At 52.3% G+C, this 11,644-nt stretch carries 14 protein-coding genes; 10 read left to right on the forward strand and 4 right to left on the reverse strand.

From position 1 onward, the window contains the following. Positions 1-2: 2 nt before the first annotated feature. From ACZ1HF_RS15780 to ACZ1HF_RS15800, 5 genes are all read left to right on the forward strand, one after another. On the forward strand, positions 3-1,214 hold the full coding sequence (locus tag ACZ1HF_RS15780) for a hypothetical protein (RefSeq protein WP_472659096.1): 1,212 nt from the start codon (positions 3-5) through the stop codon (positions 1,212-1,214). A gap of 5 nt (positions 1,215-1,219) precedes the next feature. After that, a complete protein-coding gene (locus ACZ1HF_RS15785) occupies positions 1,220-1,642 on the forward strand; it encodes a hypothetical protein (RefSeq protein ID WP_472658407.1) in 423 nt (140 codons plus the stop codon). A 7-nt stretch (positions 1,643-1,649) separates the two neighbouring features. Beyond that, positions 1,650-1,874: a hypothetical protein gene (locus ACZ1HF_RS15790; RefSeq protein ID WP_472658408.1), complete on the forward strand. Its 225-nt coding sequence runs from the start codon at positions 1,650-1,652 to the stop codon at positions 1,872-1,874. Positions 1,875-1,912: 38 nt separating this feature from the next. Then, the gene (locus ACZ1HF_RS15795; RefSeq protein WP_472658409.1) at positions 1,913-2,884 is read left to right on the forward strand and encodes a DUF6602 domain-containing protein; all 972 of its coding nucleotides are present in this window, start codon (positions 1,913-1,915) and stop codon (positions 2,882-2,884) included. A 171-nt stretch (positions 2,885-3,055) separates the two neighbouring features. Next, entirely contained in the window at positions 3,056-4,066 is a 1,011-nt protein-coding gene (locus ACZ1HF_RS15800; protein WP_472658410.1) for an IS30 family transposase, read from the forward strand. Between the two features lie 270 nt (positions 4,067-4,336). On the opposite strand, the gene ACZ1HF_RS15805 is transcribed toward ACZ1HF_RS15800, so the two are convergent. Genes ACZ1HF_RS15805 through ACZ1HF_RS15815 form a run of 3 tightly spaced genes read right to left on the reverse strand, consistent with a single transcriptional unit; the run spans position 4,337 to position 7,688 of the window. Continuing rightward, the gene (locus tag ACZ1HF_RS15805) at positions 4,337-5,236 is read right to left on the reverse strand and encodes a plasmid partitioning protein RepB C-terminal domain-containing protein (RefSeq protein WP_472658411.1); all 900 of its coding nucleotides are present in this window, start codon (positions 5,234-5,236) and stop codon (positions 4,337-4,339) included. 2 nt (positions 5,237-5,238) lie between these two features. Beyond that, positions 5,239-6,132 (reverse strand): plasmid partitioning protein RepB C-terminal domain-containing protein, encoded by an 894-nt coding sequence (locus ACZ1HF_RS15810; RefSeq protein ID WP_472659066.1) that lies wholly within the window; start codon positions 6,130-6,132, stop codon positions 5,239-5,241. Further along, entirely contained in the window at positions 6,132-7,688 is a 1,557-nt protein-coding gene (locus tag ACZ1HF_RS15815) for a recombinase family protein (RefSeq protein WP_472658412.1), read from the reverse strand. The genes ACZ1HF_RS15810 and ACZ1HF_RS15815 overlap by 1 nt, the downstream gene beginning before the upstream one ends. A gap of 88 nt (positions 7,689-7,776) precedes the next feature. On the opposite strand from ACZ1HF_RS15815, the gene ACZ1HF_RS15820 reads away from it, so the two are divergent. Further along, positions 7,777-8,145, forward strand: a complete 369-nt coding sequence (locus ACZ1HF_RS15820; protein ID WP_472658413.1) for an XRE family transcriptional regulator — start codon at positions 7,777-7,779, stop codon at positions 8,143-8,145. Between the two features lie 1,073 nt (positions 8,146-9,218). Here the strand turns inward: ACZ1HF_RS15820 and ACZ1HF_RS15825 are convergent. Then, entirely contained in the window at positions 9,219-9,827 is a 609-nt protein-coding gene (locus tag ACZ1HF_RS15825) for an IS110 family RNA-guided transposase (RefSeq protein ID WP_472658414.1), read from the reverse strand. An 8-nt stretch (positions 9,828-9,835) separates the two neighbouring features. On the opposite strand from ACZ1HF_RS15825, the gene ACZ1HF_RS15830 reads away from it, so the two are divergent. The 4 genes from ACZ1HF_RS15830 to ACZ1HF_RS15845 all read left to right on the forward strand — a co-directional run bounded on the left by ACZ1HF_RS15830 (position 9,836) and on the right by ACZ1HF_RS15845 (position 11,600). Continuing rightward, entirely contained in the window at positions 9,836-10,579 is a 744-nt protein-coding gene (locus ACZ1HF_RS15830) for a Tn3 family transposase (protein ID WP_472658415.1), read from the forward strand. A gap of 249 nt (positions 10,580-10,828) precedes the next feature. Continuing rightward, the gene (locus ACZ1HF_RS15835) at positions 10,829-11,059 is read left to right on the forward strand and encodes a type II toxin-antitoxin system Phd/YefM family antitoxin (protein WP_472658416.1); all 231 of its coding nucleotides are present in this window, start codon (positions 10,829-10,831) and stop codon (positions 11,057-11,059) included. Then, positions 11,059-11,448 (forward strand): type II toxin-antitoxin system VapC family toxin, encoded by a 390-nt coding sequence (locus ACZ1HF_RS15840; protein WP_472658417.1) that lies wholly within the window; start codon positions 11,059-11,061, stop codon positions 11,446-11,448. Before ACZ1HF_RS15835 ends, ACZ1HF_RS15840 begins: the two co-directional genes overlap by 1 nt. Next, the gene (locus ACZ1HF_RS15845; RefSeq protein ID WP_472658418.1) at positions 11,442-11,600 is read left to right on the forward strand and encodes a hypothetical protein; all 159 of its coding nucleotides are present in this window, start codon (positions 11,442-11,444) and stop codon (positions 11,598-11,600) included. Before ACZ1HF_RS15840 ends, ACZ1HF_RS15845 begins: the two co-directional genes overlap by 7 nt. Positions 11,601-11,644: the final 44 nt, after the last annotated feature.

Below are 11,644 nucleotides of genomic sequence, written 5' to 3' on the forward strand. Positions count from 1 at the left end.
TTGTGATCCAGAACGGCCCTAAGCGCAGAATATCTGAAGCGACCGAAGATGATCTGCGCGTGGGTGGTCAAACTGGCTTTGAGGCTTTGCAAAGCGGGGAGAACGGATTGTATGCAGCTTTGGAGGCGATGGTGAGTCCAATTGCTCTACGTACGGTGCGGCATCAGTCGGACTTTGGAGCGTTCTTTGAATGGCTGCGATCGTCGTCAATGGGTGATGACTTTGAGATGTTACGCGACAAGGTGCGGGACTTCATCTTCCGCACCTATCCTTTTCGGGAAGGGGATACTGTCCTTGGTAAAACCTGCCCAAGTCCAGCTGTGTTCACAATTTCTGGAGCGTGGCAATCACTGGGTATTCAACGCCATAGAATGAACCGGATTCTGCTAGCTGAAGGGTTGGCACACACGGATATGGCGGACAATTCAGTGCGACTTCACGAGGGGCTGAAGTCCGAGGCTATCGATGATCTTAGGTGCCGGATCGCGTCCCGGCTGAACGCGATTGAGGCTCAAGCGGTATTGGGAGTGGGTTTAGAGGTGCTCAACCAACTGCGCGATCATGGCTTCATCGCGTCCACCGTAGACGCTCTCGATCAAATTCCAAAGTTTGACCGTGAAGAGTTGGAACAGCTGCTGGCAAATCTGAATGCCCGGGTCACGGAAACGCCAATTGATGGAGAAAATTTGGTATCCCTTATCGACGCTACCCAGCGCGTTAGATGTCCCCTTGTCCAAATTGTTAAGCTGATACTTGATGGGAAACTGACGCACATAAACCGTGACGCTGAAACGCGCGGCCTCGCTGCACTCCGCATAAACCTCCCAGAATTGCGGGCGGCGCTTCCTCAATTTGAGATGCCAGGGATCACAAAAGGGGATGCATCCAGACGCCTTCGGGTGAACTACCCAACAATAAATTTCTTGATTGCCGACGGCGTGTTGATAAAGCGTCGATTGCGAAACCCGCGCTCTCGACAGTTCTTGGATGCAATTTGCAGTGAGAGCTTGATTGCATTCGAGGCGGAGTTTGAGACACTGGGTCAACTTTCAAAACGCTATCGTAGGGCATCGGGTCCGTTTAGTTCACATCTGGAAGCTAAAGGTATCTGCCCGATCGAAACCCCTGATGGGATAAGTTTGTATTATGAACGCAAGGGGCTTGAAGGGCGTTTGCGGAGGGCGGGTATCACCCCACCATTGGAAGAGGTGTGAACATCATGGACGACATTGAAAACGACAAGAACGAACTGCCTCATCACCCGGATCGTCACGCAATTGATGATTGGATGCTGAATGGCCCGAGGAACGGCCGCATCGAAGAACTTGTGAGAGAGTTGACACTTGGGCTTGGGCTACGGCTCAGTTTGGTCGAAGACGTCATCGTGAACGTCCTTTTAGCGCAGCGGAATCTCCTCAAACCAAGTGATGTTGTATTTGAAGATGAATCGGGGCCTGAAATTGGCGCAGTGCAGTTGGCCAACGATGTGGCGGCGCAGTTCAGAATGTTGAATGAGGCTTATGCAACCGGAGCTGCTGATGCGATTGAGGCAGCTGTCATTAAGGTCGCAGAAGCGCGCCGCATGAAGTCAAACGGGATAGCCGATATGCTGGAATCATATTCGAAGGACGGCGCTACTTAGGCGGTTGGTGTCGCTGGACTTTGAGAGTGAAACGGATGGGCTGCGTAATCATCCGGACATACGAAAGATCGACGACTGGTTTCTTCATGGTCCTCACAATGGCCGGATCGAAGAATTGGTCAGTGAGCTGACGCTTGTGCGCGGCATGTGTCTTGCAGAAGTGGAGGACCTGATTTTAGTGGCATTGGAAGACCAACTACGGTCATTGCCTAACATGGAGATTCGTCCCTGAAATGGTTAACATGACACCCTGAGTGCGATAATCATGGGGTGCAAAATCGTGCGATTAATTGGGTTGATGTTTCGACGTTTGTTCTTAACCAAGGATCTGAGCGCTTCGATTTACCATGGTTTTGCGGTGTATGGGCTAAAACTTACGCAATGACATCGACCTGCTTGATGCATAAATTGTTGAAAGGATGTTTCTTGGTCAAAAGACTTTTTAAAGCGCTGGATGGGTACGCAGCCCTGATGAAAGCAGACTACCTGTTCTCTGCAAGTCACAAGTTGCCCGGATCAAAAGGCAAGATAAGGGAGGATGCTGTCGTAAGCTTTTTAGAAGCATTTGCTCCTAAAAACTTCAATCTAGCGTCTAGCGTGTTTGCCGTTTCACTTAAGGGTAAAGAATACAGCAGAGAACTAGATATTGTGCTTCACGATCCATCCATCGGTGGGTTTTGGGCGCTTGATAAGCTTGGGCTGAACTCAGTGTGTACTTTCGAAGGAATCAGATTAATCCTTGAGGTGAAATCTACAATTGACCAAGAAACGCTTGACGATACGGAGAGAAAGGCAGCTGAATTGCGTGGTTTTGCAATTCAAGAAGGCCTGGATCCGCCTGGATTTGTATTATTCGGGTTCACTGTTGGGGAGGAAAAGGGAGATTGGTTGGGCGTCGACACCTTAGTTCAACGGGCCGAAGAAAACTGCATAGATCTGGATGCTTTGATTTGTCCGGATCATTTTTCATACTTTTCTAGCGATCACGACAACTTTGCCATGGGTTTTGAGGAGGGAATATCAACTGGCCTCGCCGAGTCTGATGGGCCTGTACAAGAGCGCCAAATAATAAAACGCTTTTCAGACAGTCGATACAGCGAAGGTTTTATTGAGGTTGGAGGATCGCCGGGCCACAGACTACTTTCTCTCGCAGCATTCATGTCTCACTGTGCCGGTGACGATACCCACCTTATCGCTCTTCTTGCCGCCGCGCTTAACCCAAACCACAATCCCATTGGCTAGAGCCAAATACTTCAATTGCACTGTCTTTGAATACACAAATCACTACGCCTCAGCTCAACCTAGGGGCGGTTAACATAACACTCCTTAGCAGATGTTCACGCTTCGTTAGGTGGATTCACAAACGAAGTGCAAATTCTGTATCAAAACAGAATGTTGCATGGAGGATATTGAATGGGAACCCACTACTCTCACCTGAGCTTAGAAGAACGACGTAAGATCGCAAAGTGGCGTGAAGCCAAAATGTCCATGTCTGAGATTGCGGATCGTCTGGGCCGCGATGTCTCAACGATCTACCGAGACGTTCGACGCAACCACTATGATGACCGGGAACTGCCACAGCTAAACGGTTACTACGCTTTGAACGCTCAGGACATGTATGAGCGCCGTCGTGCAGTTCATCGTAAAATGATCGTCCATCCAGAACTGAAGGCAGCCATTGAGGATCGGCTCAAGGCCGGCTGGTCGCCAGAACAGATCGCGGGACGGATGCGTCTTGAACGCCACCCGATCCGCGTTAGCCACGAGACGATCTATCGGTTCGCCTATTCCAAAGACGGTCGCGATGAGCAGTTCTATCGCCACCTGCCTGAACATCGCCGTCGCCGCAGGCCACGGGGTTACCGCAGGCACAACCGAACGCATATCTTCGATGTGCAAAGCCTTTCACACAGGCCCAAGAGCATCGCAGCGCGCGCTGAGTTCGGCCACTGGGAGTGCGATTTAATGATGTTCCGCAAAGAGCATGGAAAGGTGAACGTGACCTCTCTGGTCGAGCGCGTCAGCCGATACGCGGTCGTGATGCGCAATGAAGATCGCCAGTCCAAACCGATCATGGAAGCCCTGATCCAAGGCTTGGCTCCCCTGCCCGCCGATGCGCATCAATCAATCACCTTCGACCGAGGCACCGAGTTTTCGGCCTGGAAGCACCTCAAAGCTGGGATCGGTGCAGATGCTTGGTTCTGTGACCCGCAAGCGCCCTACCAGAAAGGCACTGTCGAGAACACGAACAACAGGTTGCGGAAGTATCTCCCCAGATCGACCGAACCGACGGCGCTGACAAATCGATATTTGAGGTCGATTTGCCATCGCCTCAATTCAACGCCGCGCAAGTGTTTGAATTACCGGACACCGGCGGAAGTCTTCGAGACCAAGCTGATGGAAATTCAGAACCGATTGGAATAGAACGACATATCAGGAACTGCACTTCAGCGTGAATTCACATTATGACGCACGATTTCAGCCATGGGTTGTCTGCGCATGCTCCCAAAATATGAGATCACGCGCAGACAGTTTGACACAAGTTGCCAGACATATGGTCCGGCCCGATGGGCCCCGACGGGGTCGCCGCCATTCCCACCACCACACTTGATCCGCCCCACAGTGCGGCGTCTCCTGTGGTCCCCGCGCTTCATGGGTCCGGGTCCCCAAGTTCTATCTCGCAAACCAAGCCGCTTAGGACGCAAACGCCTCCGTCTCAGTGATCTTCTCAAAGGCGGGCAAGAACCCGTCGTGATGTAGGGACAGATACCGCGTAACGCGGTCGTTACTCATCAGTTTCGAGATGTATCCGCGTGCCAACACCAGATCGAGATGGTCGACCCCGTAGCTGTCTTCAACGAGGCGCACTTCGCGTTCCAAGTTGGCGGATTCACGTTCCATCAAGTCGAGTTGATCGCGGGAAATGCCTTTGATCTTTTTGGGCGTCGCAACTGAAAGCAGCAGGCTTTCCGGTGTCGCGGCCAAAAGAGACCGTGCGTAGTTGATCGTGTATTTGTTCATTGCGACCATCAACTGTGCCGCTTCAATTTGGCGTAGGGGTTTCATCTTCTTAAGGATCTGAAACCCGGTCAGGGCAACCTGCTTGTCTTTGAGCAATTCGGCGGCCTCATCACATATGCCATCGAGAAGCTGACGTTTCTGTTTCAGCGTCCTGATGTTGATGTTTAGCGCACTCGCCAGACGTGCTTCTGGAACACCTAACGACAATGCACGCAGGATCATCTTGTGTTCCTGAATGGTTGCAAGACGATTGATCCGCTTGTTGTAGGTGAAGGCCTCATCGTCGGTTGAGACCAGACACCGTGCATCTGTTCTGCCCTCATCCTTAAGAACCTCAAGGCGCAGATGGCCATCCAGCAAAGTGAATTGGTCCGAACTGTTTGGATCGCGCGCAACAACCATCGGCTCGACAAGACCGATGTCATGGATTGATGCAGCGATCTGCTTGAACTTGATGCTGGCCTTCTTTTGCGGTGTCACAACATAGAGGGGTGCGATTTGGTCAAACAGTACGGTCAGCAGTCCCTGTTCAAAGGCTGCTGCAACGATTTTTTCTTCATCTGTCGTTGTCATCTTCAGGCGTCCTCCATGTGTGTCAATCGATCAGCAATCGTCTTGGGCAGAGTTGCCAACCCTTCTGCCCGCAAGAGCGTGACAAAATTCTCGTCGGCCATCAGCGTCTTGAACGATTGTGTGAGAAAGAGCATCTCGCTGCGCGTCGCATGCGCCTTGCGCAGGAGAACCTTCTTCTGTTCGACATCGTTCTCATAGGTTTTGAGCAGGCTTTCGACCGAAAGACTCTTTCGTGAACCCCGGTCTGCCGAGGCCTGGCCCTTACCATGCTTTTGGCGGGCTTCAACAAGCCGTTTCGCCCGCAAAAGTCTCCCGCCACGCAGGAGCTTCTTCTCATAGGCTTGCCTGAGAACAGTCTGCACACCAACGTCATCTGCATCAGCGATATCAACGGCGACGCTCACTGGAATCTTCCCGCTTTCCACCGCGCGCAATAGGCGATGTTCATGGCTTACCAAGAGCTTGATTACGCCCTGCACGTATTTGGCGGACAGCTGTGTTTTGGCTGCGATCTCTCGCTCAGAATATCCGTTGTCCTTAAGCCGTTGAATATCCCTCAGCAAATCAAGCGAGCGGTGCTGACGGCGAGCCAGGTTTTCGACTAGGCTCATCACAAGGCAGTCTTCACTGCTGGCATCGACGACGATCGCGGGAATTTCCGACTGACCAAGGGCTTTGAAAGCTTCCAGACGTCCCTGACCGCACACCAGCTCATAGGTCAGTTCACCATCACGCTCCGTCGCGCGCGCCGCGACGGTGATGGGCCGTTTCAGGCCCAGTTCCGCGATATTGGCGGTAATCTCATCGAAAACCTTCTTGTTGCGAACCCTCGGATTGACCACCGTGATCGCATCGATCGGAACCAACACCGTGTGTTCGAGAGAGACGCTGTTCATCACGCGACCTCCAGAAGTGGCGCTCGGGCCGCCATCTCGAAAAAGTGTGAAAGATCGTCGAAGCGGTATGCATCGAGCGACAGGCCGTTGTTTTCCGCCAGACGCAGCTTGGGTCGGGTCATGTCAAAGGTCGGCAGCAAATAATAGTCCAGCGGTAACTCATTCATCTGTCCCATCCGGACGACGATGGTCATGTCGGGCAGACGCCCAGTATCGAGACGAATGTTCCATCGAAACGCACCTGCGCCGGTTTGCATGCACCGGGCGATGACAATGGAAACAGTGAACTCGCCGTTGATGGTCAGAATGTCTGATTGAAGATCTCGATCAACCTGTCCACCAACGGCTTCGACGCCGGACACCGTGTCGCGGATCAGATCTGAGTGCATACCGCGCAGACGTTTGTTGATCTCTATGTATCGGTAATCCCGGTCCGGTTTGAAACCGACAAGGCTGTAGGCCCGCAGCAGGCTGCCAAACCGACTTTGATAAGCACCGCTCGACGGCAAAGTCGCCGCTTCATTGATGACAAAGCCGGAGAGAAAACCATGTTGTTCCAGCGTCTCTTTGAGGCCTTCAAGCATTGCTTCGTCAGACAGCCGTTGAGACCTTGAGCTGATAATAGCACGCGCCGCCTCAAAGAGATCAGTGCTGACAATGGCTTCAAAAGCGCCTACCGCACGCACCCAATTGTTCGGGTCATTGCGGACATGGCGTTTCTTCAGTTTGAAGGAATGGCGGTTCCAGATGTTGTTGCCGATGTACTTTTCGTTTGAGAGAAGCTGGCGCACGACGGACGGTGTCCAATCCCGGTCTAGATCAGTTTTGAGGCCTTTTGCGTTCAGATTGGCAGCGATCTCAGCCTCAGATTGACCATCACGAACGAAACAACGGAAAATCTGGTTCACAACAGCGATTTCATCGTCAGGTCCGGGCACAAGCGTTACGCGATCCGTCTGAATGCTTTTGTGTTCGCCACGTGAGAGAATGCCTTTCATATTTCCGGCTTCGTCAATCAGCATCCGTCTCAGGCCAAAACCCGGCGCACCACCTTGGCGGTAGCCCAGTTCAATCAGGCGTGACTGACCTGCGAATACCTTTTGCGACAGTTCTCGACTGTATTCTCCAGCCATCGCCCGCTTTAGGCCCTTGACGACGGTGGACATTGTACTGCCATCGTTTTCAAATTGCTCGGCGCAATACTCGACTGAAATGCCCGCACGCTTACAGGCGTACTCGTAGTAGGCGCTCTCGTCGGCGTCCTGGAAACGACCCCAGCGGCTTACGTCGTAGACCAGAACTGTTTTAAACGCAGTTTGCCCGGCCTCGATGTCTTCGATCAATTGGGTGAGACCAGCCCGGCCTTGAATACGTAGACCGCTCTTTCCGGCATCGGAATAGGTTCGAATGATCTGGTAGCCGCGCTCATCGGCGTATCGCTTAATCGCGTCCGCCTGATTTTCGGTCGAGTACCGCTGATGCTCAGTCGACATGCGGACATATTGCGCAGCCTTTCGAGGGCTGCCTTGCTCATTGTTGTCTTCCGGCCAATTCAATGTTGCGGCCCTCCACTATTCAAATTCGCAAACCTGTACGGGAACTCTGCGATTCCTTTCTCAATCTTAACGGGAGAGGGTCGGAAGCATGTTTCATAAAAAGGGCAGCTTGTTTCATCGTGAATGCGAGGGATTGGTTTCTGCTTCAGAATACCGAAAGGCGATCAGTTCAGCGCTGTCTCAAGAATTGGGCGGCGCTGGTCGCGCGGCGAAAGTAACAGCTCGGTGGACAGGAAAAAGCGAACGAACAGCTAAAAACTGGATGTCGGAAACCTACGGTCCAACTGGTGAAAACCTGATTGAGCTGATGCGGCATTCAGACACCGTCCTTGACGTTGTTCTAGTTTTGGCAGGTCGTCACGAGGAACGGATAGCTCGACGTCTCAGCCACGCCAGAGGCGAAGTAGCTGAGGTCTTGAAACAACTTGATGCAATCTGCGGGCCCGATGGCGGCTGACTGAATGCCAGAGACTAAGTTTTCGAGCAGTACCGCCTTTGGGCGAAAGGAAAACCTTCGAGTCGCAAAAGGCAAAGCCTGTGCGTCGTGGTTTCAAAATTTCCTTTAAAATCAGAGCAACCTATTCCCTAAAAAGGTAAAACTATGTGTCGCCCCACAAATTTTGTCGAATTGTAGAGTTGCGGGCAACTTGTCCCAGTGGATGCCAATTTGTCCTCTACACGCGCTCAAGATGTCCAAGTTGTTGATTTGAGACCTTTGGTCCTTAACCCGACGAACCAATTTTTTGGATCGGAGGAGGCCGCGCTTCTTAAAAGCCCGATGCGCCGGTAGGAAGCGGTCGTTAGCAGTTGGTACCAAAGAATTGGTACCTTCGGCGTATTACCCAACTCAAACGCATTTTGGGCCTAGGACGCCTCCGATTACGCGGTCCATGCGGCGCAAATGCGTATTTTCGGAGAGTTGCCGCAGCATTATCACTAGCATTGCCGCGCAGTCTTACCAATACTGCCCAGATAAACTTTTGGTCCCGCCGTAATCGTTCGCAACATAGCATCGTCCAGAAGCGCGTAGACCTCAAATATCGAAGCGTTTTTGGACGATGCGGATTTCTTTGACCTGCTTAGTGGTTTTGTAACGTTGAAGTCGGTGCCTTTGGCACCTGCCTATTGTGTTTCTGTTAACTGCTGGCATCGTCTAGAATCTGAACGGCAATGATAGTGCCTCGGGGCGTATTTTGTTGAAAAACTCTTTTTTGATCGGCGGGTCTATCGCTGATTCATGTGTGGATGTATATGGACCCCGCCTAATTGCAACGGTCTGTTTGGTTCTGGTTTCGAGGTCGCGATTGCTGATGTATATCCGGCTTCTTAGGGCGGCCCGATATATCGTAGCCGCGAGCCCCGATGGATTTCCGCTTGCTTCCCCCTCATCGCCCCTAAGGCATTGATGTTGACCTTGCCGATCCACACATCAGGTTCGAGAAGCAACGGGTGTGACCCTTTTCCATCTCCTGGCAGATGTTGCAATATTCCTCAGATAGCCCTCCTTATGTCAGCCTATCGATATGGTTTTCAGCTGAATGACACCTCATGAGCCGGGCGGTACTCCTGATCTTTTGATAGAGGCGACCATATAATTCTGGCGTTCTTGTTAGCTAGCGCAACAGCCACCACGTTTGGATGCCGTCGTTCCCGCATACGCCCTATCCATTGACTGCGCGCATCGGTTTTCCCGGCAGCGCGGCTGAGCACAGCTCGCGCACCATGAATGAGCAATGTTCGTAAGTACCGGTCGCCGCGTTTGCTGATACCGAACAATCGAGCTTTTCCGCCGCTTGAGTGCTGCTTGGGAACTAATCCCAACCAAGCCGCAAATTGACGGCCGTTCTTGAAGCAGGACTTATCACCGATTGCGGCGACCAGGGCTGTTGCCGTGATTGGACCAACACCTTCAATTCGGCTAATGCGTTGGCACATCTCATTCGAGCGGAAGAGGGTTTTGATCCGACGATTGTAACCCACAAGCCGGCTGTCCAGTTCCGCCAATTCGTCACGCATGTCGCGCAGCATATCAATGAAGATATCACCAAACGCATACTTGTTGCTGTCGGAGATCTCACCGAGTGCACGGCGGATGTGGTCGTGTGTCAGGCCTCTTGTTGCGGCGGTTGATACAGCCACGGGCCGGTATGGTCAGTTCGCTGACTCATTATGTTGATACCGGTGGCGTATCGGACCACGTGTTTGCCTTGTTCCATCTACTTGGGCTCAAATTAGCCCCACGGTTGCGGGATTTCCCTGATCGACGGCTGGCTTGCTTTGGAAAGCCAAGTATGTGGAAAGGGTTAACGCCTATCATGGGCAAACTGATAAACGAGGAAGTTATTCTAAGTCATTGGGATGATGTTGTCCGTTTGGTCGCCAGCGTGAAAAACGGGTCCGTAAAACCTTCCGCATTATTGCGAAAACTGGGGATCTACCGTCAGCAAAATCGCCTTTACCTAGCTCTTGGCGAAATTGGCCGCATCGAACGCACCTTGTTCATGATGGATTGGACGGAAAACCCACAGCTCCGGCAGGAATGTCAGGCGGGCCTGAGTAAAGGTGAGGCGGAGCACACGCTGGCCAAGGCTATTTTGCCCATTCTCAGGGGCGCATACATGATCGGTCATTCAGATGTGCAGCAAAAATGCGCAATGGCGCTCAACCTTGTCATTGCTGCCATCATCTACTGGAATACTATTTATATAGACAAGGCCGTTTATCATTTGCGGCGGGTTGGAAAACTGCACGATCAAGGCTTGCTAAAGCACGTTTCCCCTTGGGCTGGATGCATATCAACCTCAACAGGCGATTACGTCTGTAGCTCTGGAGCCGCTGAGTGCTCAAACGAGCTCCCGTTGCACCTCAGCAAGGCGAGAAAGTGGACATGACAATGAAAAAGTCAAGTTTTCGAAACGCTCCTTAGCGGAAAAACCCTTGCGATGACACCAGTACTTTACTGGCTAGTGTCGTTGGCCTTGGTGTGCTCGGGCTATGCCTATGCGGCGGACTCTCTGGGGGCTAGGTCAAGCGGCAGCAGCAGCCTTGGTGAGCCCGATTAATGCAACAGGAGTCAAAAGAAGACATCATTGACATCTTGAGCTAAAATAGCTAAGTTAGCTAATGAAGGAGTAACGTAAATGCAGTTCACCGTTCACACTGCCAAAAGCCAGTTATCCAAGCTTATTGACGCGGCGCTGTCGGGCGAAGAGGTCGTGATTGCCAAAGGCTCCAAGCCCGTTGTGCGGCTGGTACCATTACCACAGTCCGGCTTCAAACTAGGGCTGTTGGATGGCGCTGCGATAGGGCAGGGGCCCGATTTTCTGAAACCAATGGATGATGCCGAACTGGATGCCTGGGAAGGGCGGTAATGACTGCCGTCCTGCTGGACACACATGCATGGGTCTGGACGCTGACCGATGACACGCGCCTGACGGCTGCGGCCCGCGACGCAATTGGTGCTGCAGAGATTGTTCGGGTCAGTCCGATTAGCTTTTTCGAAATTGGTCAAAAGGTACGGATCGGCAAGTGGCCCGAGATGGAACCTTACGTGGGTGGCTTGCCCGCTGACCTTCGTCAACAAGGTGGGCTGATCGCGCCAATGAGTGCCGAGATCTGCCTGCGAGCCAGCCTGATGGAATGGCACCATCGCGACCCATTCGACCGATTGATTGGCGCCACTGCAGAGCTTACCGGGGATATTCTGGTGTCGGCTGATACAGTCTTCGACACAATCAGCATGATACGTCGTGTATGGTAGGATTACCGAATTGCGGCATTGCCTCTGTATGGTATTCGTTCAAAGCATATACCTGTGTTGTAGGCTTAATCTACGACATGCCGCAGGCTATGAACGCACGGGAAATTTTTGCGCTTTGGGAAGAGATGGAGCCGGAGCTTGTCGAAGGATGAGGTTTGGCCGGTTGAATGCCACCGGCTTTCCAGTTCCATTAAAC

It is taken from the genome of Litoreibacter sp. GN1-5 (assembly GCF_055693805.1).

What these genes read in the sequence shown, in the direction of transcription:
- ACZ1HF_RS15785 (WP_472658407.1), top strand. Translation starts at nt 1,220, where the DNA reads ATGGACGACATTGAAAACGACAAGAACGAACTGCCTCATCACCCGGAT.
- ACZ1HF_RS15800 (WP_472658410.1), top strand. Translation starts at nt 3,056, where the DNA reads ATGGGAACCCACTACTCTCACCTGAGCTTAGAAGAACGACGTAAGATC.
- ACZ1HF_RS15805 (WP_472658411.1), bottom strand. Translation starts at nt 5,236, where the DNA reads ATGACAACGACAGATGAAGAAAAAATCGTTGCAGCAGCCTTTGAACAG.
- ACZ1HF_RS15810 (WP_472659066.1), bottom strand. Translation starts at nt 6,132, where the DNA reads ATGAACAGCGTCTCTCTCGAACACACGGTGTTGGTTCCGATCGATGCG.
- ACZ1HF_RS15820 (WP_472658413.1), top strand. Translation starts at nt 7,777, where the DNA reads ATGTTTCATAAAAAGGGCAGCTTGTTTCATCGTGAATGCGAGGGATTG.
- ACZ1HF_RS15830 (WP_472658415.1), top strand. Translation starts at nt 9,836, where the DNA reads ATGGTCAGTTCGCTGACTCATTATGTTGATACCGGTGGCGTATCGGAC.
- ACZ1HF_RS15835 (WP_472658416.1), top strand. Translation starts at nt 10,829, where the DNA reads ATGCAGTTCACCGTTCACACTGCCAAAAGCCAGTTATCCAAGCTTATT.
- ACZ1HF_RS15840 (WP_472658417.1), top strand. Translation starts at nt 11,059, where the DNA reads ATGACTGCCGTCCTGCTGGACACACATGCATGGGTCTGGACGCTGACC.
- ACZ1HF_RS15845 (WP_472658418.1), top strand. Translation starts at nt 11,442, where the DNA reads ATGGTAGGATTACCGAATTGCGGCATTGCCTCTGTATGGTATTCGTTC.